Raw genomic sequence first — 22,545 nt, forward strand, 5'->3', positions numbered from 1 at the left:
ACAATCACGTAGAACGCCTCAAAGAATACATCACCGCGCTTAGGCAACTGAAGGGCAAGGACTCCCTCCCCGAAACGCCATCAGCGGTAGGAAGTTTCCTCTACCCCGAATTAAACATAACTCTTTCGCATATGGCACAAGAGCGCCAACAGTATCGACGCCAACTAGAGGCCGTAACTGAAGGCAATGAAGCCATTCTAAGGTCTCTACCCGACCCCTTGATTATGCTCGGTAGCAAACGAAAGATTATCCGCGGCAACCCCGCAGCAGAAGCAATATTTGAAGACACCCTTACTGATAAAGAACTCTCTACGGTACTTCGCAACCCCTCCATTTTAGCTACCATTGATGAAATCGAACACAGCACTAAGGATATCTCTCGCTTTGTTGACTTCAAAATCCATGGAAGAGTCGAACGATATCTGCAAGCGCGTATTGCACGGATGACTGAACAAACTTGGGACGGCACAAAAATAATTGTCAGTTTACACGACCTGACCTCCGCGAAAAGAGTAGAACAAATGCGGGGCGATTTTGTCGCCAATGTCAGCCACGAGTTAAAAACTCCTCTCGCAAGTCTGATGGGCTTCATTGAAACTTTGAAAGGTCCTGCCAAGGACGATCCAGAGGCACAACAACGCTTCTTGAAGATCATGCAGGACCAAGCCGAAAGAATGTCCCATATTGTTTCGGACCTATTAAGCCTTTCAAAAATCGAGCTCTTAGAACATACGCCACCGACAAGCGTTACCGATCTGAGTGAGTCCATCACGAATATTATCGAAGGTTTGCATACCCAAATCGAAAATAAAGAAATCACCATCAGGCGGGATATGGATAAAGTCATTCCCGTCTTGGGTGACGATGAAGCCCTGACCCAGGTTTTTCAAAATCTTCTCGAGAATGCCATCAAGTACGGCCACAATGGCACAACTGTTACGATCCGCTGTAAAACATATGGACCTGGAAGCCAAGGAATGCGACGGCTGGGCAGGCCCTCTGTCGCAATCTCTGTCATTGACCAAGGCGATGGCATTGCCCGCGAACACCTACCACGCCTGACAGAGCGGTTTTACCGGGTAGATCCTGCAAGATCTCGGCAACTCGGTGGTACTGGGTTGGGGCTTGCGATTGTTAAACACATCGTAAATCGGCATCGCGGCGTTCTGACCATTGATAGCGAAGTCGGTAGGGGCTCTACTTTTACTGTTTATTTGCCTCAGGCTGTCATTACAGAAAATGAACCTGCACAGCTCGGATCTCAAAAGTTAGATTTTTAATAATACCGGGGCGAAACTTGGGTTATTTAACAAAACCTTCAAATTACAATTTTTAACCCATATCTCTGCATCAATTAAAACATTAAGGCATATATTGTTTAAAATCAGCATGTTAGTTTTCATAAATATCCAACTTTTCTCAGTTTTACCTTTTTTCTGTGTAACCAAATTGTAACACCAGAGTCACAGAAATATCGTCGTTGGTGGATATGTTTGCCCTCGTCGAATGATCGACAACGCATGAAACACTCTCGGCAATGAGGAAAAATTTTGCCCCATGAGAGCCTGTAAACCCAGGGAATGCGAATTGAGATTTATAAACGCTATAAAGCGGAGATACGAACGTGATCAAAAAAGTTCTCACTGCGACAGCACTTGCTGGAATGATGATGGCAGTAGCTGGCGCTGCTCAAGCACGCGACCAGATCCGCATCGTCGGTTCATCAACGGTTTTCCCATTCTCTACAACAGTGGCTGAAACCTTCGGTAAAACAACTGGCTTCAAAACTCCAGTTGTAGAAAGCACCGGTTCCGGTGGTGGTATGAAGCTTTTCTGTGCTGGTGTTGGTGTTGAACACCCAGACATTACAAACGCTTCTCGCCGTATTAAGGCTTCAGAATATGAAAAATGCACCAAAAATGGTGTGTCTATCACCGAAGTTAAAATCGGTTTTGACGGAATCGTTCTCTCTAACTCTAAAAAGAGCGATCGCCTGACCCTTACCAAAAAACAAATCTTCCTCGCACTTGCTAAGCAGGTTCCTGTTGACGGTAAAATGGTTGATAATCCATATCAGAAATGGAGCGATATCGACAAAAGCCTTCCAAACAGCAAAATTGAAGTTCTTGGCCCTCCGCCAACATCTGGTACTCGTGATGCCTTCGTTGAGCTCGCCATGGAAGGTGGTGCAAAGAAATTCGAAAACCTAAAAGCGCTACGTAAAGCTGACAAAAAAGCTTTCAAAGTAATAGCACACACAATCCGTGAAGATGGTGCTTATGTTGAAGCTGGCGAGAATGACAACCTGATCATTCAGAAACTAGAAGCCAACCCACAGGCACTTGGTATCTTTGGTTTCAGCTTCCTTGACCAGAATGCAGACAAAATCCAGGGTTCTATCGTTGAAGGCGCTGAGCCAACATTCGAAAACATCGCTGCTGGTGACTATGGCGTATCACGCTCACTCTATTTCTACGTTAAGAAAGAGCACGTCGGTTCCGTACCTGGTATCGAAGAGTTCGTAAAAGCTTTCACAAGCGAAGATGCTTGGGGTGATGAGGGTTATCTGGCTGACAAAGGCCTTATCCCGCTACCTGCTGCTGATCGTGAGCAAACTAAAAATTCTGCTCGTGGCCTTCAGTCACTAAGCATGTAAGTTTAAGTAGTTACAGGAATACTGGCGGCTTGATTACAAGTCGCCAGTTTCTTGTTTTTTTGTTACACATAAAAATGGTTTCCCTCACGGGTTTAGAAACAAATGGAACAGTTGGCTCTTTTCTTCGCTTTGCTCTTCCTCACAGTACTGGGATTTATCCTGGGAAAAGGGCGAGCGGTAGCGCTATCTGGTCGGACAGATCAACCTCTGCACTCTAGATTACCTTATTATGGGCTATATACCGCCTTATGGTGCGGATTACCAAGCCTCATAGTTATGGCTGGGTGGATGATCTTTGAACCCCAGATTGTCGAAATGCTGATCGCATCTCAGGTAAAAGATATCTATGCCACAATTTATCCTGATAAACTCGCTCTTTATATCAATGACGTTGTAAATTTGGCATCTGGCGGCATTCTCAGCCGGGAACCAGATGAGGCCTTGCTTTCTGCAGCAGAAAGTTACTCTCTTTATCGACAGATTAGTTATTTTGCCATGGCCGTCGTTGCCATCGCTTTATCTCTTCTGACCCTTTTTTCCAGTTTAAAGAAAATCAATCCCGACCTCAGGGCGCGTAATCAGGTCGAGAAAGTCATCTCTATTATCATGATGATTTCCTCCCTTATTGCCATTTTAACAACGGTTGGCATTGTCCTGTCCTTAATTTTTGAAACTCTTCGTTTCTTTGACAAGGTACCCTTTCTTGACTTCCTCCTTGGCACTCATTGGAGCCCTCAAACGGCTCTGCGAAGTGATCAAGTCGGGGGTTCTGGTTCTTTTGGGGCCATACCACTTTTCGCAGGAACAATGCTCATCACCTTCATTTGTATGGTTGTGGCTATTCCTGTCGGCCTTCTCTCGGCGATTTACATGTCCGAGTATGCCAGCAAAAGATTCAGAGCTTTTGCAAAACCTGTTCTCGAGATTCTCGCGGGAATCCCGACGGTTGTTTATGGTTTCTTCGCCGCTCTGACCGTCGCGCCCTTTTTCCGGGAAAGCGGGACGCTGCTTGGATTGAGTGTTTCTTCTGAATCGGCTCTGGCTGCGGGTATGGTCATGGGGATTATGATTATCCCGTTTATCTCTTCTCTCTCTGATGATGTCATGAACTCAGTCCCCCAATCCTTGAGGGATGCTTCTTACGCCATGGGCGCCACCAAGTCAGAAACTATCACCAAAGTCATTATGCCCGCGGCTCTTCCCGGCATTGTCGGTGCCGTGCTCCTCGCCATGAGTAGAGCTATTGGGGAAACGATGATTGTGGTAATGGCCGCTGGCCTTGCTGCGAATTTGACAGCTAATCCACTAGAAGCCGTAACAACCGTTACGGTACAAATTGTAACCCTACTGGTCGGTGATCAGGAATTTGATTCAGCAAAGACGCTTGCCGCTTTTGCCCTTGGGTTACTGCTCTTCATTGTTACCCTTGCTATGAACGTTGTAGCCCTAAGAGTGGTCCGTAAATATCGTGAAAAATATGATTGATAACACGTCACATCTAAAAATCGATCCAGCTCTGCTGAAACGTCGTAACGCTGCTGAAAAACGATTCCGTTTTTATGGTCTTGCTGCCGTAATGACAGCTGTATTCGTTCTGTGTTTATTGCTGACATCCATCATATCCAAAGGTTACACAGCCTTTGAACAAACCTATATCTTAATTGATGTTCGTTTAACGGCTGACACCATAGACCCCAAAGGTACGAACAGGGTCGAAGATCTGGCTGCTGCCAGTTACAAAGGGCTATTGCGAAACGCCCTTAGAGAGCAGTTTCCAGGTGTAGAGGGAAGACGGGAAAAGCGATCTCTTTACGGTATCGTTGGTACCGCAGCGGACTTTGATGTCAGAGATGCCGTTTTGGATAACCCAAAACTGGTTGGTACAACCGCAACAATTGCTGTCAAAGCATCCGATGATGTCGATAGTTACATCAAGGGATATATCTCTCGCGATGTGCCCGAGTCCAACCGCAAAGTGGATGATCGTGAACTCGCTTGGCTCGATACGCTAGAGGCAGATGACCGTATTATCAAAAAGTTTAATGTGGACTTTTTCTCTAATGGTGATTCCCGCGAGCCCGAAGAAGCAGGTATTCTAGGGGCCGTTATCGGTTCCATTTATACTCTGGGCATTACATTGGTTTTGTGTTTTCCAATCGGTGTTCTAACGGCAATTTACCTGGAAGAATTCGCTCCGACCAATAAATGGACGGATATGATTGAGATTAACATCAACAATCTTGCTGCGGTTCCCTCTATCGTTTTTGGCCTATTAGGTCTTGCGATTTTCTTGAATTTTATGGGTCTGCCAAGATCTGCCCCTTTAGTAGGGGGCATGGTTCTCGCTTTAATGACTTTGCCAACAATCATAATTGCATCACGTGCTGCGCTTAAGGCTGTTCCTCCTTCAATCCGAGAAGCTGCCCTGGGAATAGGTGCATCACGAATGCAAACCGTTTTCCACCACGTATTGCCACTGGCAATGCCGGGAATTCTCACCGGAACAATTCTGGGCATGGCTCAGGCTTTGGGTGAAACCGCGCCTCTTTTGATGATCGGTATGGTGGCCTTTATCGCCGACATCCCGGGATCAATGACCGATGCCGCAACAGTACTTCCGGTCCAGATCTACCTTTGGGCTGACAGTCCGGAACGTGGATTTGTCGAAAAAACATCCGCAGCCATTATGGTGCTGCTGGCTTTTCTCGTCGTTATGAACGCAATCGCAGTTATATTGCGTAAGCGTTTTGAACGTCGTTGGTAAGTTTTAAGGAAAATAGGAATGTCCTACGCCATGGATATGCAAACTTTTAACACCCAGAATGAAACCGCTACCTCAGAGCCAAAGATTACGGCCCGTGACGTGAACGTTTTTTACGGCCCTAGTCAGGCGTTGAAATCCATCCAACTGGATATCAGTGCAAATGAAGTTACCTCCCTGATCGGGCCTTCTGGGTGTGGTAAATCTACTTTTCTCCGGTGCTTAAACCGTATGAATGACGTGATTGAAAATTGCGTTGTTGAGGGTCGTATCAGTCTGGATGGAGTAGATATTTACAACTCCGGCCTAGATCCGGTACTTCTTCGTGCCCGGGTGGGTATGGTATTTCAGAAACCAAATCCCTTCCCTAAATCGATCTATGACAACATTGCCTACGGCCCCAAATTACATGGAACAGTGAGCAATAAAGACGAGCTAGATGAGCGGGTAGAAAAAAGCCTCCGTCGCGCTGGCCTTTGGGAAGAAGTCAAAGATCGCCTCGACAAGCCGGGTACCGGTCTGTCTGGCGGTCAGCAGCAACGGCTTTGCATTGCTCGGGCTATTGCCATCAATCCAGAGGTCATCCTTATGGATGAGCCTTGTTCAGCTTTGGATCCGATAGCAACAGCGAAAATTGAAGAATTGATCGACGAACTTCGTGAAAGATTTACGATTGTCATCGTTACGCACTCAATGCAACAGGCGGCTCGTGTTTCACAAAAAACAGCATTCTTCCATTTGGGAGAACTGGTTGAAGTCGGCGAAACAGACAAACTCTTCACAAGTCCCCAAGACGACCGCACCCAAGGGTATATTACTGGACGTTTTGGTTAAGGAATATGGATATGCCAGATACACAAGAACATATCGTCAGCTCTTTTGATAAAGAACTCCGTACCATACACGAGATTATCATTCGTATGGGCGGCATGGCTGAAAACCAATTATCTGAGGCCGTTGACGCCCTTGTGCAACGCGATAGTGCAAAGGCAGAACTTGTCAGAGCAGAAGACGCTAAAATTGATGCGCTTGAAGAAGAGTTGGAGTCTGCTGTCGTTCAATTAATCGCTCTTCGCCAACCCGTTGCAAATGACCTCCGAGCGGTTATTTCAGCCTTGAAGATCTCATCTGATCTCGAACGCATTGGTGATTACGCTAAAAATATCGCAAAACGTAGTATCGCGATCAATCAAATGCCGCCGCAAAAGTCGGTAACCAGTATTATGCGTATGTCACGCCTGGTTCAGGAAATTGTTAAGGACACCCTTGATGCCTTTTCGACCAGCGACAAGGACCGTGCAATTGATGTCTGGCACCGAGACGAAGAAGTCGATGAAATGTACACTTCTTTGTTCCGTGAGCTCCTCACTTACATGATGGAAGATCCGCGAAACATCAGCGCCTGTACCCACATGCTGTTTATTGCAAAAAACATCGAACGCATGGGTGACCATGCGACCAACATTGCCGAAACAATTTACTACCTATCGACAGGCGAACGCCTGGAAGGCAAACGCCCGAAAGGGGATAGAACCTCCTTTCAGGTACTCGCCCCCGATAGTGATGATGGCGAAATAGAGATATAATGTAATGGAAAAAAAGGACCTTTCCATGAAGCCCCTAGCTTTGATCATTGAAGATGAAATCGCACTGACAACCTTGCTCCGGTACAATCTGGAAAAAGAAGGTTTTCGTGTTAACGAAGCCCATGATGGCGAAGAAGCACTGCTCCGTGCAAAAGAAGAAGCCCCGGACCTAATCCTACTTGATTGGATGCTTCCCCTGCTTTCAGGCATTGAAGTTTGTCGTCAGCTCCGCCGGTTGCCCGAAACCAAAGGCGTTCCAATCATCATGTTAACAGCACGTGGTGAGGAGACAGACAAAATCAGAGGCCTGGATTCTGGTGCAGATGACTATATGACCAAGCCTTTCTCCCCAGCAGAACTCGTCGCCCGTATTCGTGCGATTATGCGTCGGAGCAAACCGGAAACCGTAACTGAGTCGCTGTCATTTGAAGACATCAATATGGACCTTGCAGCCTACAAAGTATATCGCGGCGAACGCGAAGTACACCTCGGCCCAACCGAGTTCAAACTTCTCCGTCACCTGATGCAAAACCCGGGTCGCGTCTTTAGCCGGGAACAACTTTTGGATTCAGTCTGGGGTCACGATGTTTATGTCGAACCGCGTACCGTTGATGTCCACATCCGGCGTCTGCGCAAAGTCTTGAACGAAGGCCCAGAGCTTGATCTCATCCGTACGGTACGTTCGGCAGGCTATTCCCTGGATCGGGCTCAAGCTGCCTAATATTTTCGATGAAATCTGATCAATGAGATCAGATCATTATAGTGATACATTAGGGCTACGGATTTCCGTGGCCCTTTTGTTGTCCGTAATTGTTTAGTAGCCGCGCAATGCAAGACACTCTATACCTAATAGTTATCAAGGATTTGTGTCCAAATAACCCACAAGATAATTCAGAAATGACCCAGGAGTGACAACATGAAGTGCAAACTTTATCTACCCCTAGTCTCCATGGTCATTACACTTGTAATTTCCGGCTGTAGCACCCAACCTCAGCAACCACCTCAGCCTTCACAACCAAGTCCTCCTAGTCCTGAGGCAACACCTCTTTCTGAAAGTCCCGGCTTTCTCACCGATAATAAAATGGCCCAACTTGAAGCAAGGGAATATCCTTGGAGTTCACTTGGCCGTCTTAATGTGGCAGGGCGCCACTTTTGCAACGGTGTTATGGTTGGTAAAAACAATCTGCTAGCCCCAGCGTCATGTCTTTATGACTTGGTCGAAGGCAGATGGTTTCAGCCTAAGGAAATGGTATTTGTCGCAGGTTATCAAAGGGATGATTCGACAATCTTTTCAACCGCTGACAGTTATCAGATTGCGCGGGGATTTGTTCCTCAAAACAAGAGTCTGAAATCCCTGTTGAACAATTGGGCGCTAATCCGGCTTTCTCTTCCCCTGGGGGATCACACGGGTTGGGTCGGTGTAAGAAATTCCGTTACCACCCAAGATTTGACGATGATGGCCGGCTATCGTCGCGGTTGGGAACACGTACAAGCCCTTTTTCCATTATGTAACCAATCCGATGTTCAAAAAAACAAGTGCCCGCAACGAAGTGATGGCCCCTTGAACCGCTATATTATTGAAGAGAACGGTCTTTCCCTGGCACCAAATCACCCAATCTCTCCTCAAACCTTTGCTCTGTGGAACTTGCCTGCGTCTCCCCAGTCACCCCGTAAATTTCAATATGTCTCCCCGCTCCCCCAAAATAGCGTAACCCGCCTATTGGTCGACCTGGGCTATCTCGAGAGCCCCTCATCAGAGATAAAATCCTCAACACGCGCAGCACAATATGAACTTGGATTTGAGCAAACCGGACAGGCCAATATAAGCACGCTTTACTTACTACTGAGAGAATTAAATAGAGTCCGTAATGGTAGACCGGTCTCATAAGACTGAGGCTTTGCTGTCATTTCAGGAAGCTTGTAGGTTTATTAGGTGGTGTTTGGATGAGTTAAGGAAACTATGTATTTTTAAAAATACGAATTTGAATTAGGGCACAAGGACTAAATACTTCAGTTTTTCATTTTATTACAGAAAAATATGCTTATATACTTAAGGAAGATGTACCGTAATTTTGGTTTAGTTTGGTCAGAATTATTGACTTTTCACCTGTTTTAAGGGTATACTTGACCTCGAAAACACCATTTTAGCTAAACTTAATTAGGAGATTTAAAATGCGTGGACCTAGAGACGAAGTTCTAATTAATAGTTAGCTTTTGAATTTTTTATACATTTTTTTAAATAATAGTTAAACTCCCTCCAGTGAAAAATTGGAGGGCGTTTTTCTATTAGTACCAAGTATATTTTTTATTATACCATTTTCGTAACTTATATTGAAATTTAAATAGTTTATAGCACAGCCTATGCTTCATATAGCACAATTTTAGCTTCTTATCTCCGTTGATATTAAGGTTCTCTAAGTGTAATACTAGCTCTTCACTTGCCTCTTGAAGCTTTTCATTACTATCGAGCAAAAAATCTAAAATTTGTTTTTTTCGAGTTTGATCTAAACTTTTATACTCTACGGATGAAATTGCGATTATATAGGCTGTAGACGCTTGATCAGCTTTTTTTAATTTCGTTATATACCGTATGGTCTCATTGGGAATTAAGTAAAGCTCATCTATGGCCTTTCTGAAAAGGTGATCTGGACTAGGATGGCTTGCAAGGAATGGACAATAATCCGGATCATTATCAATTTTTTGTTTTACGTTGTCATAATTACTGTTCTTGAGATGTTTTCTAACACCCTTACAGGCTTCAAACGTTTCTACGTAAATTGCACGTAATGTGTTTTTGGTTTTCTTATTCTCTCTCCACAAGTAAGCGCCCATCGCTCCTAGTGCGATAAGAGCGGTAACAGCAACACCAGCAAGTTTTATTACATCATCACTTTCCATTACCCCCCCTAAAATCCACTACTTATGATTGTTGTTGTTAAATAACATTAATTCATTAGCAGGTTACTATCTACTAAGTTTTTTTTATCTGGTAGATAATAACTGAAGGTTTGAGTTTGCTTAAATGCCTATACGCTTTCAGAGGCAGGATAGAATGGTAAATTAAGCATCACGCTCCTGAAATAAGTGGAGATATCACAGGAGCATAACGTCTGGAGACTTTAGCAGATGAAAATATAGACACTGCAGGCCTATAACCTCATTGGATTTTTGACTCACAAGCCTGTTCAGCGACAATAACCTTGGCCGGTTGCGACAACCACCTTGGCCGGTGGATCTGATCATTAAAAAGGGCGTGCCCGTTTGATAATCAGATCCACCGGCCAAGGCTTAATTTGGTGTTAGTTACAAGCTGCTGTGAGTTGATAAATTAGGAACCTCTAGATGTAATTGGAGGAACCTGTTTGCCGTATAAATTTATCACAGATGAACAACTGAGACTTTACATGACAGATAGAAAAACTCATGGTCAACGAACCGCCGCTGCCCGCGCAGGGTTTAGCGAACGCACGGCCCGCCGATTTGACGTTGATGCGACTTTACCGTCACAACGCAATATAAAGCGAGGGCGAACAGTTTCTGATCCGCTTGAAGATATCTGGGATAAGGACATCCTTCCCATTTTGGATAAAGACAACTCGGTCAAACCCATTACTTTGTTGCGCCACATACAGAGCCTCTATCCGCTCCGTTTTCCCGATGACCGTGTCAAGCGCACGTTAGAGCGCCGAGTTCGGGGATGGCGGGCTCTGAATGGCCCTGAAAAGGATATCATTTTCAGGCAAACACCTGAGCCGGGTTACATGGGCCAATCAGATTTCACGGATGCAGCCGACTTAAGTATTACCATTGCAGGAGATCCTTTGGTGCATCGGCTCTATCATTTTGTTCTGGTATATAGCCGATGGGAACATGTTGGGGTCGTACTTGGCGGTGAGAGTTTTACAGCCCTTGCGGAGAACTTACAAAATGCGCTTTGGTCCTTGGGGGGCGCTCCTGAAAACCACCGGACCGACAGCCTGTCTGCGGCCTTTCGGAATTTGAGCGTTGAGGAAAAGGAGGACATTACCAAACGTTATTCTGCTTTTGTTGAGCACTACGGTATGGAGGCCAGTCGAAATAACAGAGGGGAATCACACGAGAACGGTGCCATTGAATCTCACCACGGTCACCTTAAGACTGCGATAAAGCAGGCCCTGATTTTGCGTGGCAGTAATGACTTTGACACTTTGGATGAGTATCGGCGATTTTTGGACGAGCTGATTGCTAGACGGAACAAACATCGTGACCAAGATATCCAAACAGAGTTGAAATCTCTCAAGGCGTTACCTCCTCGGCGAACAACAGATTACACTGAAGTCGTGTCGAGAGTTACCAAAACAAGTGGTTTTTTAGTTAAGCAGGTTTTTTATAGCGCCCCTTCTCGCCTAATTGGTCAACGCTTGCGTGTCCATATTTACGATAACCGGATAGAAGCCTATCTAGGCAGCACTCATGTCGTCAGCCATTCTCGTGAGCGGGGGCACGGCAAAGGCCCCCGCATTCATGTTATCAATTATCATCACGTCATTCATGCTCTCAAACGTAAACCTCAGGCACTCGCCAATTCTATTTATCGTGACAGTATTTTTCCAAGAACCGAGTACTCCCTGGCCTGGACATTGTTTCAGAAAAAGTTGTCCCGCAGAGATGCGTGTCGTCAGATGGTTGGGATACTTTTCCTTGCGCACGAAGAGGCTTGTGAGGCCGAAGTCGCGCACCTGATTTCGAGAGAAATCAATGCAGGAAGGCTACCTTGCGCAAAAAAACTTAAGCTGAATATCACAAAAAAGAACACGGATTTACCTCCTGATATTCCCGTGGTTCAACCTTCATTATCAGTCTTTGATACTCTGTTGGAGGATCGGGCATGACAAACATTGAAGTGGATCAGCACAAGCTGCCTCTTATGCTAACTGACTTACGATTACCCAGCTTTCACAAACACTGGCAAGATATCGCAATCCAATCCGACAAGGAGGGCTGGTCAGCAGCCAGGTTCCTTGCCGTTTTGGCCGAATATGAATTGGCCGAAAGGGACACGCGACGCATTCAACGCCATCTCAACGCATCAAACCTGCTGGGCGGAAAAACTCTGGCCACTTTTAACTTCAAGCGGCTGCCTAACGTGAAAAAGGCGCAGGTCGAAGCCTTGTCTGCCGGTGACTGGATTGACGCAAGAGCAAATCTGATTGCCATTGGAAATTCAGGGGGAGGAAAAACTCATCTCCTATGCGCCGTAGGTTATGCTCTTATAGAGGCTGGATACCGTGTGCTCTATACGCAAACCAGTGATCTGGTGCAAAAACTCCAGGCTGCCAGACGTGAACTTATGCTCGAAAACGCCCTCGCAAAACTCGATAAATTTGATCTCATCATTCTCGATGATATTACCTATGCACAAAGGGATATATCTGAAACATCCGTGCTCTTTGAATTGATCGCCAGACGATATGAGTACCGAAGTATTGCAATTGCTGCCAATCAACCTTTTAGCGGATGGGACAATATTTTTCAAGATAAGGCCATGACCGTTGCAGCAATCGATCGTCTTGTTCACCACTCAACCATTCTTGAGATGAATATCGACAGCTACAGACAATGGGAAGCCGCCCAAAATCTCAAAAAAATGTTGCGGAAAACCACAAACAAAAAGGTGAAAAATATGCCTGAAGCATCGTAAATAAACGTCAGATCACAGCCGCATCAAAAGCGGCCAAGGTGGTTGACGCAACCGGACAAAGTGGTTGACGCTCTACACAAGCCTATAGAACGGTAAAAATCCACTCAGCTATCGGTCATCAAAGGGTAAGTAGCCATCAGAAAGGACCGATTCTTGTCAATTTTGAGAGTTCAATATTGTGGCACTTCTCCGCTTTGTTGAGTAGATTTAGGATTTCAAATAGAGCATAGATTGATTATCTGGAATGGATGATTGTCTAATTTTGAGTTTGAAGTATTCGGTATCCTTGATGCCTCTGGCTCGCTTACGGATCATTCCTATACTGACATTACCAGCCTCTATCCTGGCGCTTGTGAGCTTGTGTTTGGCGTAGTTGCAGATGCCCACACAATGTTTCCGTAGGGATTTCGCGAACTTTTTTAGATAGAGCATCTGTGACTGATCTGCTATCAGGCACCAACGTTCCAGTTGCTCCGCCATCGCCTCAAATGAAGCGGCACTCCACAGCAGCTGAAGCTGTTCTTTCAAGACGTAAAGTGCATTCAGGTTGCTATTGCTCTCCAGCAACCTTTGCAGCTTGTCACTTTGTTTTTCACTCAACTTATCCGCATTTTTGAGCAACAGATAATGTGTCCCTTTCATCAACTCTTTACCACTTGGATCGGCCTTTCTGAACTCAAGTCGACGCTGATTATGGATAGCTTTGCTGTAGTTTTTCATGACGTGGAAACGGTCAAATACTATGTCGGCCAACGGCAAGGACTCTCTGACAGCCTTTTGGTAGGCAGGCCCCATATCCATCGCTACGGCCTTTATTTTGCAGGCTGTATCTGGTTGCAGTTGTTTCAAAAACCTTGAAAAAACCTCGGCAGTTCGGCCTGCTTCAACCCAGATCAGATGACCGCCAACCATATCGTAGACCACCGTCATGTAGTCATGACCTTTCGCCCGGGCAACTTCATCTACACCAATATATTCCAAGCCAGTTAGCTCTGCAGGATCAAGCGTAGGGAGAGTTTCAATAAGGTATGCCCTGTCGATATTCTTGACCGTTTCCCATCGTATATCCAAATGTCTGGAAACCGCTTGAATAGACATATGCCGACATAATCCACTGATCAGTCGGCAAAATCGGTGAGTGAAACGGCACCCTTTATCAACAAAATCACACCCCTCAATGCGGCGTTCGCCCTTGTTAATATAAACCTGCGCCAGCTCAATCTCGACCACACAAGGATACCCAAAAAGGGGGATGTCGTTTACTTGTCGGCGGACATGCTGGTTGATGCTTCCCTTCTGGCCTGTAGCAGGGTCTATAGCCCTCCTACGCGCGTCTCGGCTGCAGTGAATGACAATCTTAACACCGCCGTCATCCAGTTTAATTTCATTTACACGTTGCCCTTTGAGGCCTAAAATATGCTGCGAGATGTTGATTGTCATATACCTGCTCTATGTAAAGTTATCAGAAACCATACATATCAACAGGTTACTTGGCGGTCGGCATCTTTTTCTACTCAACAAAGCGGAGAAGAGCCAATATTGTGACGTTAATCCTGGCCCCTATGGAGGGGCTCGTCGATGCTCAGATCCGCGAAATACTCACCGCCATAGGTGGGATTGATCGCTGTGTGACAGAGTTTATCCGGGTTAACGACCAAGTCCTGCCGCCAAAGATCTTTTATCGTTTCGCACCAGAGCTTCACAATAAGTGTCGCACCGCATCGGGCACTCCAGTCGCGATACAGCTTCTCGGCAGCAACCCATCTGTTTTGGCTGAAACGGCCCACCTTGCGGTTCAACTCGGCGCACCTGCAATTGATTTGAATTTTGGCTGCCCGTCGAAAACCGTCAACAGAAATAAGGGTGGATCTGTCCTCCTCAAAGAGCCGGAGCTTATTCACACCATTATAAAGGCCGTTAGAAGCGCCGTCCCTTCACACATCCCAGTAACGGCTAAGATGCGGTTGGGGTACGAAGACAAGTCTTTGGCTTTGGATAATGCCTGGGCGATACAGGATGCTGGCGCGACTGAGGTTTGTGTTCACGCCAGAACCAAAGTTGAAGGTTATAAACCTCCTGCTCACTGGGAATGGATTGCGCGTATCAGGGAAGCCGTGAAGATCAATGTCGTCGCCAATGGTGATATTGGCTCTCTAGAGGATTATCTCCGCTGCAGATCCATCAGTGGCTGCGATGACGTTATGATCGGGCGCGGTCTGATGGCTTTTCCAGATCTTGCATCAATCATTGCCAACCATCAAAGCGGCAAAGCAATAAACCCCATGACCTGGGAACGCTTGCTTCCGGTTATTCAGACGTTTTACCAAGAAACCAGCAAACAGCTGCCTCCCAAACACGGCCCGGGCCGCCTAAAACAGTGGCTTAAGTTTCTGAGGAATCAATACCCTGAAGCCCAAACCCTGTTTGATACCATCAGAGGCATAAAAGAACCGCAAGACATCGCCGATATTCTGGAGCCCCAGGCTTTGAAAAAAGCAGGCTAGAAGTCCTGGTCTATCAATGGCCGCCAGCCTGAAGCCAGGATCTTTGCCCCAGCAGCTTTCATCAGTTTATTTCGAAGGAAGATAAGGGTCCGGGCTTTAAGTCGGGCTAAACCCATACGTTTTAAGGATTGATGCTGTACCCATTGTGCTCTTTCTATCCTGCGTGTTTGATAAGCTGCCAATGCCTTTTCAATAGAGGACTTGGCATCTAGCTCTTCCGCAAGGACCAGGGCATCTTCCATGGCCATACTTGCTCCCTGAGCCATGGTCGGCAGCGTACCATGCGCCGCATCCCCGACAAGAACACAGGCCCCCTTCACCCACTCCGGAACCAGCATCTGCTGAAGCTGACCCGGCAGAACAGGTCCGTCCTGTTCCAACCTTTTGAGTATATGGGGAACTGCACCGCCAAATTCAGCAAACTCCCGTCGGATCACATCATTATTGACCGCTTCATTATTAAGGGAAGCATACTTGCCGTTAGGATCTGTAATCGAGGCAAAAACATAAGCTCTGCCAGAGCTTATCGGCATCAGAAGAAGAATCTTCCCCCGTCCCAGCATAAAGTGGGGCTCTGATAGGCCTTCGATTTCTGTTATCCAGCGCCAGCAGGTAATTCCGGCAGATTGGGGCTGTAGCTCAGACCCAAAGAGCATCCCACGTGTAGCTGAATTGATCCCATCTGCGGCAATGACGAGGTCATATTCGACGGTTTTACCGTCAGAGAACTCAACTTTAGAAAGAGAATCCGGTGAGCCCTCCTCTTGAGAAAGAGTTTTTATTTCTATACCGAAACGAACAGGAACATTACCTGCTTTTTCGACCAGTATTTTGTGAAAGGTATCACGTGAAATCGCCTGAAAGGCAGGCCAAGAACCATCGGAGAGATCTAAGCTAAAAAGCTTGCTATCCTTCTGATCGCAATAGCGAATTTCAGGAAAGGCAAAGGATTGGCTTTCCACGTCCGTCCGGATACCAAGCCGTTCCATCGGAACAACAGCGTTCCCCGGTAAATGCAGTCCAGCCCCACCAGAACGCCAGCTCGAAGCTTTCTCAATGATCTCGGCTTCTATGCCCTTCTGCTTAAGAGCTATAGCTGTAGAAAGTCCCGCGATACCACCGCCAACAATAAGAACCTGCACTTATTCACCAGCCTCTACTAATGATTTCTTTTTCTGCCGATACTGATAGTTCATCAGGAAAAGCACTAATAAAATGGCAGGAACACCCATCAGTGACGAGTAGGTGAAAAATGATACATACCCATAAGAATCAACAATTAAGCCTGAAAAACCAGCAAGAATTTTACCCGGTAAGGACATGAAAGAGCTAAACAACGCGTACTGCGTGGCCGCGAAAGAAGAGCTGGTTAAACTAGAAAGGTACGCAATAAGAACTGTTCCGGCAAAACCAGCAGTAAAATTATCTAGTGTTATCGTAACCACAAAAACGGGCATGCTGTTACCTGATATAGCCAGGTACGCAAATACAAGGTTAGTGGATGCAACAAGAATTGCGCCAAGCAATAGCATTCTCATGATACCAAACCTCATGACCATGGTACCGCCAACCACAGTACCAACGACAATCATCACAGCACCAAAAATCTTGGTTACATTGGCAATGTCACCAAGAGAGAACCCCAAATCGATGTAAAGGGGAATTGCCATAACACCCATGACAATATCGCTAATCCGATAGAGGCCAATCAGGACAAGAATTACAATCGCAATCCAACCTAGACGCCCTGAAAATTCTGAGAAGGGACGAATAACAGCCTTAAAAAACCACTCTGAAACCTGTCGGCTCTTACCATCAAGGTGAGAGAAACGTTCACTTACCTCTTTTTCCCATTCGAATTTGTTACTCTCTGCTTGAGGGTCATTTACTCTTTTTGGTTCCCGTATGATAAATACGGTAATAATCCCAACTGACATACAAGCAGCCATTACCTGATAAGTTAGAGACCAAGTAAAGTTTTCAGCAATGTGAAATGCACCAGCTCCAGCAACGATAACAGCTAAACGATATCCAAGCTGATATGTCGCTGCCATGGCACCTTGGTACTCACGATCCATGGCTTCTATTCGATAGGCATCAAGACTTATGTCCTGTGTTGCTGAAAAGAACGCGACCATAAACGTAAAAACGGATAATAAGAATAAGCTCTCAGCAGGGCTGGTTGATGACATACCCACTAAACCGCAGATTACTCCCACCTGAGCTAGTAACATCCACGAACGGCGTTTACCCAACTTATTTAATAATGGCAGTTGGATATGATCAACTATTGGCGCCCATAAGACCTTTATCGAATACGTTATACTTATCCATGCAAAGAAACCAATTTCAGTGCGCTCAACCCCGACGTCACGCAGCCAACCGCTGAGCGTACTAAACACGAGTAGAAATGGGAGGCCTGCTGAGAACCCAAGGAACAACATGCCAATAACCCGTGGTTTAAGATAAACCTCTACGGATTCTCTCCAGCTGTGTTTGCGTTTAACAACCTGCTCAGTCATAAATTCACGGTCCTTGAAGTACCCAGATATTAGATCTCTATTACGATAGATATAGAGCAGGCTAAAGTAATTAACAATTCAGACAATTATAAGTCACAGAGCATTAATCTATCTCTGTTGGTTTCTGAGCCAAGATTATTATTTTGCCTATTACGATCGAAGTCTCAGTGTTAAAGTTTTTACCAAGAAGTAAATAATCAAAAATACAAACAGGATTAAGCTCTCATGTCAGAAAATTCCAAAAAAATTGTCACCAAATATCCAACACCGCTAAGGGGCGAACTTACTTCTGACATGAAGCAGTTCTTTGATGACAACGGGGTTCTGGTTCTAGAGAATTTTGTGGCACTTCTCCGCTTTGTTGAGTAGATTTAGGATTTCAAATAGAGCATAGATTGATTATCTGGAATGGATGATTGTCTAATTTTGAGTTTGAAGTATTCGGTATCCTTGATGCCTCTGGCTCGCTTACGGATCATTCCTATACTGACATTACCAGCCTCTATCCTGGCGCTTGTGAGCTTGTGTTTGGCGTAGTTGCAGATGCCCACACAATGTTTCCGTAGGGATTTCGCGAACTTTTTTAGATAGAGCATCTGTGACTGATCTGCTATCAGGCACCAACGTTCCAGTTGCTCCGCCATCGCCTCAAATGAAGCGGCACTCCACAGCAGCTGAAGCTGTTCTTTCAAGACGTAAAGTGCATTCAGGTTGCTATTGCTCTCCAGCAACCTTTGCAGCTTGTCACTTTGTTTTTCACTCAACTTATCCGCATTTTTGAGCAACAGATAATGTGTCCCTTTCATCAACTCTTTACCACTTGGATCGGCCTTTCTGAACTCAAGTCGACGCTGATTATGGATAGCTTTGCTGTAGTTTTTCATGACGTGGAAACGGTCAAATACTATGTCGGCCAACGGCAAGGACTCTCTGACAGCCTTTTGGTAGGCAGGCCCCATATCCATCGCTACGGCCTTTATTTTGCAGGCTGTATCTGGTTGCAGTTGTTTCAAAAACCTTGAAAAAACCTCGGCAGTTCGGCCTGCTTCAACCCAGATCAGATGACCGCCAACCATATCGTAGACCACCGTCATGTAGTCATGACCTTTCGCCCGGGCAACTTCATCTACACCAATATATTCCAAGCCAGTTAGCTCTGCAGGATCAAGCGTAGGGAGAGTTTCAATAAGGTATGCCCTGTCGATATTCTTGACCGTTTCCCATCGTATATCCAAATGTCTGGAAACCGCTTGAATAGACATATGCCGACATAATCCACTGATCAGTCGGCAAAATCGGTGAGTGAAACGGCACCCTTTATCAACAAAATCACACCCCTCAATGCGGCGTTCGCCCTTGTTAATATAAACCTGCGCCAGCTCAATCTCGACCACACAAGGATACCCAAAAAGGGGGATGTCGTTTACTTGTCGGCGGACATGCTGGTTGATGCTTCCCTTCTGGCCTGTAGCAGGGTCTATAGCCCTCCTACGCGCGTCTCGGCTGCAGTGAATGACAATCTTAACACCGCCGTCATCCAGTTTAATTTCATTTACACGTTGCCCTTTGAGGCCTAAAATATGCTGCGAGATGTTGATTGTCATATACCTGCTCTATGTAAAGTTATCAGAAACCATACATATCAACAGGTTACTTGGCGGTCGGCATCTTTTTCTACTCAACAAAGCGGAGAAGAGCCAGAAAATATGACCCGTTCTATTAATGAAGATAATGCTCAGGAATTTAAAACAGAGCACTGGCCCACTGATATAAAATACAAATCAGAGGAAAGGGCGCTTCATATTTCATTTGATAATGGTGAAAATTTTGTTCTTCCTGCTGAGTATCTTCGTGTTGAGAGCCCATCTGCAGAAGTTCAAGGACACCACCCAAGCCAGAAGAAAGTGCTTTCGGGAAGACGTATGGTTGGCATCATGGGCATTGACCCCGTGGGAAATTACGCTGTTAAAATAACCTTCGACGATCTACACGATACCGGCATATTCTCATGGCAGTACCTTTATAAATTAGCTACCGAACGCGATGTTTTGTGGCAAAAATATTTGGCTGAACTTGAGTCTCGCGGCTTATCTCGCGATCCCTGATATTTTTAGGGGATACTCTTAAGCAACCTATTGAGCTGCCAACAACAGGGTTGCTGCTATTTTTTTTGCACGTATCGCCGCTTCTAAATCCCCACTGACCTGGGCAGTAACAATTGCCCCCTCTTTCAACAAGAGCAACTGTGAAGCCAGTTCTTCTGGCTCTTTAAAACCTGCTTCCTCCACGACTTTGCTATATTTCGCTAACAAAGATATTTTATGCCTTGATGCAACTTTGTGGGCTTCTTGCTCTAATCCAGAATACTCGGCCGCAGCGTTAATAAACATGCAGCCAGAGAATTTTTGCTCCGGAAAAGCCTCTCCCTTGAACCAGAGATCCAAGGCATCAAAAAGTCCCAGCAGCTGATCTCGCGCATTAGTATACTGAGCAATATAGTTAAATATCCACTCGCAAAAATTTTCATCGCGCCTCTCCAATGACGCAATAATCAAATCTTCTTTTGAAGGAAAATGCTTATAGAACGTCATCCGGGCAACGCCAGCGTCCGAAATTATCTGATCAACCCCAGTGGCGTGAAAACCCTGTCGGTAAAAGAGCTGCAAGGCAGTTTCGATCAATTGTTCTCGTTTTTTCGAACGGCGCACAACCTTACCTTTTCCTCTAAGCATTTAACCCCGTAATTGGAAATTACTCATTGGTAATCAACTCTATATTCCAATTTGGATATTCTAGTTTGGTGCTTTTATGACGATGACGGAAGGTTTGTTATTCAATTTTGCTAAAATTGTATCCCAATCCGCGCAGGTATATTGTTTGGAATTTAGCTTACATGCACCCACCGAGCTTATGCTTGAATAGGCCTGTATCATAGCTTCGTCAGTCACAGGCTTCGCACCTATTTCAAACTCAGGAACTCTGAATACACGCTGAATAAGGTAGGCTGCACTCTGACCGATTAGGGCCCTAAAGAGTGATACCTCACCACTGTTGCGAGTTAAATCACGGGTACAGTTAATCAACCGAAAACCTGTCAAAAAACCGTTAACCTGATCCTTCAACAAAGGAGTAGCGCCGCTAACTTCACAATTTTGTTTGTATATATCGGCCAGGCCATCGAGGAAAATGCTCACGTCACCCTCTGCCCATCCAGGAAAGACCTGTACAGTGATCATATCCGTCCAGTTCTCAACAGTTTGTCCCGGAGGAAGCCATTCAGCTGAGGTCTGTTGTGCTTCGGTCGCCCGCGGCAATGCCTGCCAGCCATCTGGAATAGCAGCCATAAAAAACTCACCATTCCCACCTTGCCCCACGGCATGATCACCAGCTGCACTTGCGGCTGAAATAGTAACAATTAATATCGTTACAGCAGCAATCACACCCTGAAACCAAGCCCGACACGACCTTACCAACTGCATTGACATCTCTCTAAAACAAAACAATTTCGGCTCTTCTCCGCTTTGTTGAGTAGAAAAAGATGCCGACCGCCAAGTAACCTGTTGATATGTATGGTTTCTGATAACTTTACATAGAGCAGGTATATGACAATCAACATCTCGCAGCATATTTTAGGCCTCAAAGGGCAACGTGTAAATGAAATTAAACTGGATGACGGCGGTGTTAAGATTGTCATTCACTGCAGCCGAGACGCGCGTAGGAGGGCTATAGACCCTGCTACAGGCCAGAAGGGAAGCATCAACCAGCATGTCCGCCGACAAGTAAACGACATCCCCCTTTTTGGGTATCCTTGTGTGGTCGAGATTGAGCTGGCGCAGGTTTATATTAACAAGGGCGAACGCCGCATTGAGGGGTGTGATTTTGTTGATAAAGGGTGCCGTTTCACTCACCGATTTTGCCGACTGATCAGTGGATTATGTCGGCATATGTCTATTCAAGCGGTTTCCAGACATTTGGATATACGATGGGAAACGGTCAAGAATATCGACAGGGCATACCTTATTGAAACTCTCCCTACGCTTGATCCTGCAGAGCTAACTGGCTTGGAATATATTGGTGTAGATGAAGTTGCCCGGGCGAAAGGTCATGACTACATGACGGTGGTCTACGATATGGTTGGCGGTCATCTGATCTGGGTTGAAGCAGGCCGAACTGCCGAGGTTTTTTCAAGGTTTTTGAAACAACTGCAACCAGATACAGCCTGCAAAATAAAGGCCGTAGCGATGGATATGGGGCCTGCCTACCAAAAGGCTGTCAGAGAGTCCTTGCCGTTGGCCGACATAGTATTTGACCGTTTCCACGTCATGAAAAACTACAGCAAAGCTATCCATAATCAGCGTCGACTTGAGTTCAGAAAGGCCGATCCAAGTGGTAAAGAGTTGATGAAAGGGACACATTATCTGTTGCTCAAAAATGCGGATAAGTTGAGTGAAAAACAAAGTGACAAGCTGCAAAGGTTGCTGGAGAGCAATAGCAACCTGAATGCACTTTACGTCTTGAAAGAACAGCTTCAGCTGCTGTGGAGTGCCGCTTCATTTGAGGCGATGGCGGAGCAACTGGAACGTTGGTGCCTGATAGCAGATCAGTCACAGATGCTCTATCTAAAAAAGTTCGCGAAATCCCTACGGAAACATTGTGTGGGCATCTGCAACTACGCCAAACACAAGCTCACAAGCGCCAGGATAGAGGCTGGTAATGTCAGTATAGGAATGATCCGTAAGCGAGCCAGAGGCATCAAGGATACCGAATACTTCAAACTCAAAATTAGACAATCATCCATTCCAGATAATCAATCTATGCTCTATTTGAAATCCTAAA

General features: G+C 45.8%; 23 protein-coding genes. 15 read left to right on the forward strand and 8 right to left on the reverse strand.

Annotated elements, in window-relative coordinates:
* Window positions 1–581 precede the first annotated feature (581 nt).
* From ACOGW3_RS11540 to ACOGW3_RS11575, 8 genes are all read left to right on the forward strand, one after another.
* On the forward strand, window positions 582–1,280 hold the full coding sequence (locus ACOGW3_RS11540; RefSeq protein ID WP_419904045.1) for a sensor histidine kinase: 699 nt from the start codon (window positions 582–584) through the stop codon (window positions 1,278–1,280).
* 344 nt (window positions 1,281–1,624) lie between these two features.
* Window positions 1,625–2,656 carry a PstS family phosphate ABC transporter substrate-binding protein gene (locus ACOGW3_RS11545; protein ID WP_419903109.1) on the forward strand — a complete coding sequence of 344 codons (1,032 nt, stop codon included), beginning with the start codon at window positions 1,625–1,627 and terminating at the stop codon, window positions 2,654–2,656.
* Between the two features lie 102 nt (window positions 2,657–2,758).
* On the forward strand, window positions 2,759–4,141 hold the full coding sequence (gene pstC / locus ACOGW3_RS11550; protein ID WP_419903110.1) for a phosphate ABC transporter permease subunit PstC: 1,383 nt from the start codon (window positions 2,759–2,761) through the stop codon (window positions 4,139–4,141).
* Window positions 4,134–5,420, forward strand: a complete 1,287-nt coding sequence (pstA, locus tag ACOGW3_RS11555; protein ID WP_419903111.1) for a phosphate ABC transporter permease PstA — start codon at window positions 4,134–4,136, stop codon at window positions 5,418–5,420. The genes pstC and pstA overlap by 8 nt, the downstream gene beginning before the upstream one ends.
* 30 nt (window positions 5,421–5,450) lie before the next feature.
* On the forward strand, window positions 5,451–6,251 hold the full coding sequence (gene pstB / locus ACOGW3_RS11560; protein ID WP_419904046.1) for a phosphate ABC transporter ATP-binding protein PstB: 801 nt from the start codon (window positions 5,451–5,453) through the stop codon (window positions 6,249–6,251).
* Window positions 6,252–6,262: 11 nt separating this feature from the next.
* Window positions 6,263–7,003, forward strand: a complete 741-nt coding sequence (phoU, locus tag ACOGW3_RS11565; RefSeq protein ID WP_419903112.1) for a phosphate signaling complex protein PhoU — start codon at window positions 6,263–6,265, stop codon at window positions 7,001–7,003.
* Window positions 7,004–7,028: 25 nt separating this feature from the next.
* Entirely contained in the window at window positions 7,029–7,724 is a 696-nt protein-coding gene (phoB, locus tag ACOGW3_RS11570) for a phosphate regulon transcriptional regulator PhoB (protein ID WP_419903113.1), read from the forward strand.
* A 360-nt stretch (window positions 7,725–8,084) separates the two neighbouring features.
* Window positions 8,085–8,891 (forward strand): trypsin-like serine peptidase, encoded by an 807-nt coding sequence (locus tag ACOGW3_RS11575; protein WP_419903114.1) that lies wholly within the window; start codon window positions 8,085–8,087, stop codon window positions 8,889–8,891.
* A 398-nt stretch (window positions 8,892–9,289) separates the two neighbouring features.
* Here the strand turns inward: ACOGW3_RS11575 and ACOGW3_RS11580 are convergent, their stop codons facing one another.
* A complete protein-coding gene (locus ACOGW3_RS11580) occupies window positions 9,290–9,901 on the reverse strand; it encodes a hypothetical protein (protein ID WP_419903115.1) in 612 nt (203 codons plus the stop codon).
* 464 nt (window positions 9,902–10,365) lie between these two features.
* On the opposite strand from ACOGW3_RS11580, the gene istA reads away from it, so the two are divergent.
* Together istA and istB are read left to right on the forward strand one after the other, a co-directional pair.
* A complete protein-coding gene (gene istA, locus ACOGW3_RS11585) occupies window positions 10,366–11,874 on the forward strand; it encodes an IS21 family transposase (RefSeq protein WP_419901087.1) in 1,509 nt (502 codons plus the stop codon).
* Window positions 11,871–12,683: an IS21-like element helper ATPase IstB gene (gene istB / locus ACOGW3_RS11590; RefSeq protein ID WP_419901088.1), complete on the forward strand. Its 813-nt coding sequence runs from the start codon at window positions 11,871–11,873 to the stop codon at window positions 12,681–12,683. The genes istA and istB overlap by 4 nt, the downstream gene beginning before the upstream one ends.
* A 207-nt stretch (window positions 12,684–12,890) precedes the next feature.
* Here istB and ACOGW3_RS11595 read toward each other — a convergent pair whose 3' ends face one another.
* Window positions 12,891–14,123 (reverse strand): ISL3 family transposase, encoded by a 1,233-nt coding sequence (locus ACOGW3_RS11595; protein ID WP_419901077.1) that lies wholly within the window; start codon window positions 14,121–14,123, stop codon window positions 12,891–12,893.
* On the opposite strand from ACOGW3_RS11595, the gene ACOGW3_RS11600 reads away from it, so the two are divergent.
* Window positions 14,110–14,304: a hypothetical protein gene (locus ACOGW3_RS11600; protein ID WP_419903116.1), complete on the forward strand. Its 195-nt coding sequence runs from the start codon at window positions 14,110–14,112 to the stop codon at window positions 14,302–14,304. The genes ACOGW3_RS11595 and ACOGW3_RS11600 overlap by 14 nt on opposite strands.
* A complete protein-coding gene (locus ACOGW3_RS11605) occupies window positions 14,246–15,187 on the forward strand; it encodes a tRNA dihydrouridine synthase (protein ID WP_419904047.1) in 942 nt (313 codons plus the stop codon). Before ACOGW3_RS11600 ends, ACOGW3_RS11605 begins: the two co-directional genes overlap by 59 nt.
* On the opposite strand, the gene ACOGW3_RS11610 is transcribed toward ACOGW3_RS11605, so the two are convergent.
* Entirely contained in the window at window positions 15,184–16,329 is a 1,146-nt protein-coding gene (locus ACOGW3_RS11610; protein ID WP_419903117.1) for an FAD-dependent monooxygenase, read from the reverse strand. The two genes, ACOGW3_RS11605 and ACOGW3_RS11610, sit on opposite strands and share 4 nt — an antisense overlap.
* Window positions 16,330–17,709 carry an AmpG family muropeptide MFS transporter gene (locus ACOGW3_RS11615; protein WP_419903118.1) on the reverse strand — a complete coding sequence of 460 codons (1,380 nt, stop codon included), beginning with the start codon at window positions 17,707–17,709 and terminating at the stop codon, window positions 16,330–16,332.
* A 225-nt stretch (window positions 17,710–17,934) separates the two neighbouring features.
* Between ACOGW3_RS11615 and ACOGW3_RS11620 the strand changes: the two genes are divergently transcribed.
* Window positions 17,935–18,078 (forward strand): hypothetical protein, encoded by a 144-nt coding sequence (locus tag ACOGW3_RS11620; protein WP_419903119.1) that lies wholly within the window; start codon window positions 17,935–17,937, stop codon window positions 18,076–18,078.
* Window positions 18,079–18,080: 2 nt separating this feature from the next.
* Here ACOGW3_RS11620 and ACOGW3_RS11625 read toward each other — a convergent pair whose 3' ends face one another.
* The gene (locus ACOGW3_RS11625) at window positions 18,081–19,313 is read right to left on the reverse strand and encodes an ISL3 family transposase (protein WP_419901077.1); all 1,233 of its coding nucleotides are present in this window, start codon (window positions 19,311–19,313) and stop codon (window positions 18,081–18,083) included.
* A 102-nt stretch (window positions 19,314–19,415) separates the two neighbouring features.
* Between ACOGW3_RS11625 and ACOGW3_RS11630 the strand changes: the two genes are divergently transcribed.
* On the forward strand, window positions 19,416–19,814 hold the full coding sequence (locus ACOGW3_RS11630) for a gamma-butyrobetaine hydroxylase-like domain-containing protein (protein WP_419903120.1): 399 nt from the start codon (window positions 19,416–19,418) through the stop codon (window positions 19,812–19,814).
* 27 nt (window positions 19,815–19,841) lie between these two features.
* Here the strand turns inward: ACOGW3_RS11630 and ACOGW3_RS11635 are convergent, their stop codons facing one another.
* The 3 genes from ACOGW3_RS11635 to ACOGW3_RS11645 form a co-directional block, all read right to left on the reverse strand.
* On the reverse strand, window positions 19,842–20,417 hold the full coding sequence (locus ACOGW3_RS11635; RefSeq protein ID WP_419903121.1) for a TetR/AcrR family transcriptional regulator: 576 nt from the start codon (window positions 20,415–20,417) through the stop codon (window positions 19,842–19,844).
* Between the two features lie 84 nt (window positions 20,418–20,501).
* Window positions 20,502–21,149: a hypothetical protein gene (locus ACOGW3_RS11640; RefSeq protein WP_419903122.1), complete on the reverse strand. Its 648-nt coding sequence runs from the start codon at window positions 21,147–21,149 to the stop codon at window positions 20,502–20,504.
* A 26-nt stretch (window positions 21,150–21,175) separates the two neighbouring features.
* The gene (locus ACOGW3_RS11645) at window positions 21,176–21,325 is read right to left on the reverse strand and encodes a hypothetical protein (RefSeq protein ID WP_419903123.1); all 150 of its coding nucleotides are present in this window, start codon (window positions 21,323–21,325) and stop codon (window positions 21,176–21,178) included.
* Between ACOGW3_RS11645 and ACOGW3_RS11650 the strand changes: the two genes are divergently transcribed.
* Window positions 21,312–22,544, forward strand: a complete 1,233-nt coding sequence (locus ACOGW3_RS11650; protein ID WP_419901077.1) for an ISL3 family transposase — start codon at window positions 21,312–21,314, stop codon at window positions 22,542–22,544. The two genes, ACOGW3_RS11645 and ACOGW3_RS11650, sit on opposite strands and share 14 nt — an antisense overlap.
* The last annotated feature ends 1 nt before the right edge of the window (window position 22,545 follow it).

It is taken from the genome of Kiloniella sp. (assembly GCF_965205715.1).
Classification (GTDB): Bacteria; Pseudomonadota; Alphaproteobacteria; order Kiloniellales; family Kiloniellaceae; genus Kiloniella.

Excerpts from the sequence above, each read along its gene's own strand:
- ACOGW3_RS11540 (WP_419904045.1), top strand. The coding sequence starts at position 582 with ATGGGCTTCATTGAAACTTTGAAAGGTCCTGCCAAGGACGATCCAGAG.
- ACOGW3_RS11580 (WP_419903115.1), bottom strand. The coding sequence starts at position 9,901 with ATGGAAAGTGATGATGTAATAAAACTTGCTGGTGTTGCTGTTACCGCT.
- phoU (WP_419903112.1), top strand. The coding sequence starts at position 6,263 with ATGCCAGATACACAAGAACATATCGTCAGCTCTTTTGATAAAGAACTC.
- phoB (WP_419903113.1), top strand. The coding sequence starts at position 7,029 with ATGAAGCCCCTAGCTTTGATCATTGAAGATGAAATCGCACTGACAACC.
- ACOGW3_RS11595 (WP_419901077.1), bottom strand. The coding sequence starts at position 14,123 with ATGACAATCAACATCTCGCAGCATATTTTAGGCCTCAAAGGGCAACGT.
- pstC (WP_419903110.1), top strand. The coding sequence starts at position 2,759 with ATGGAACAGTTGGCTCTTTTCTTCGCTTTGCTCTTCCTCACAGTACTG.
- ACOGW3_RS11605 (WP_419904047.1), top strand. The coding sequence starts at position 14,246 with ATGGAGGGGCTCGTCGATGCTCAGATCCGCGAAATACTCACCGCCATA.
- ACOGW3_RS11575 (WP_419903114.1), top strand. The coding sequence starts at position 8,085 with ATGGCCCAACTTGAAGCAAGGGAATATCCTTGGAGTTCACTTGGCCGT.
- pstA (WP_419903111.1), top strand. The coding sequence starts at position 4,134 with ATGATTGATAACACGTCACATCTAAAAATCGATCCAGCTCTGCTGAAA.
- ACOGW3_RS11620 (WP_419903119.1), top strand. The coding sequence starts at position 17,935 with ATGTCAGAAAATTCCAAAAAAATTGTCACCAAATATCCAACACCGCTA.
- ACOGW3_RS11630 (WP_419903120.1), top strand. The coding sequence starts at position 19,416 with ATGACCCGTTCTATTAATGAAGATAATGCTCAGGAATTTAAAACAGAG.
- ACOGW3_RS11645 (WP_419903123.1), bottom strand. The coding sequence starts at position 21,325 with ATGTTGATTGTCATATACCTGCTCTATGTAAAGTTATCAGAAACCATA.
- ACOGW3_RS11615 (WP_419903118.1), bottom strand. The coding sequence starts at position 17,709 with ATGACTGAGCAGGTTGTTAAACGCAAACACAGCTGGAGAGAATCCGTA.
- pstB (WP_419904046.1), top strand. The coding sequence starts at position 5,451 with ATGGATATGCAAACTTTTAACACCCAGAATGAAACCGCTACCTCAGAG.
- istB (WP_419901088.1), top strand. The coding sequence starts at position 11,871 with ATGACAAACATTGAAGTGGATCAGCACAAGCTGCCTCTTATGCTAACT.
- ACOGW3_RS11650 (WP_419901077.1), top strand. The coding sequence starts at position 21,312 with ATGACAATCAACATCTCGCAGCATATTTTAGGCCTCAAAGGGCAACGT.
- ACOGW3_RS11625 (WP_419901077.1), bottom strand. The coding sequence starts at position 19,313 with ATGACAATCAACATCTCGCAGCATATTTTAGGCCTCAAAGGGCAACGT.
- ACOGW3_RS11600 (WP_419903116.1), top strand. The coding sequence starts at position 14,110 with ATGTTGATTGTCATATACCTGCTCTATGTAAAGTTATCAGAAACCATA.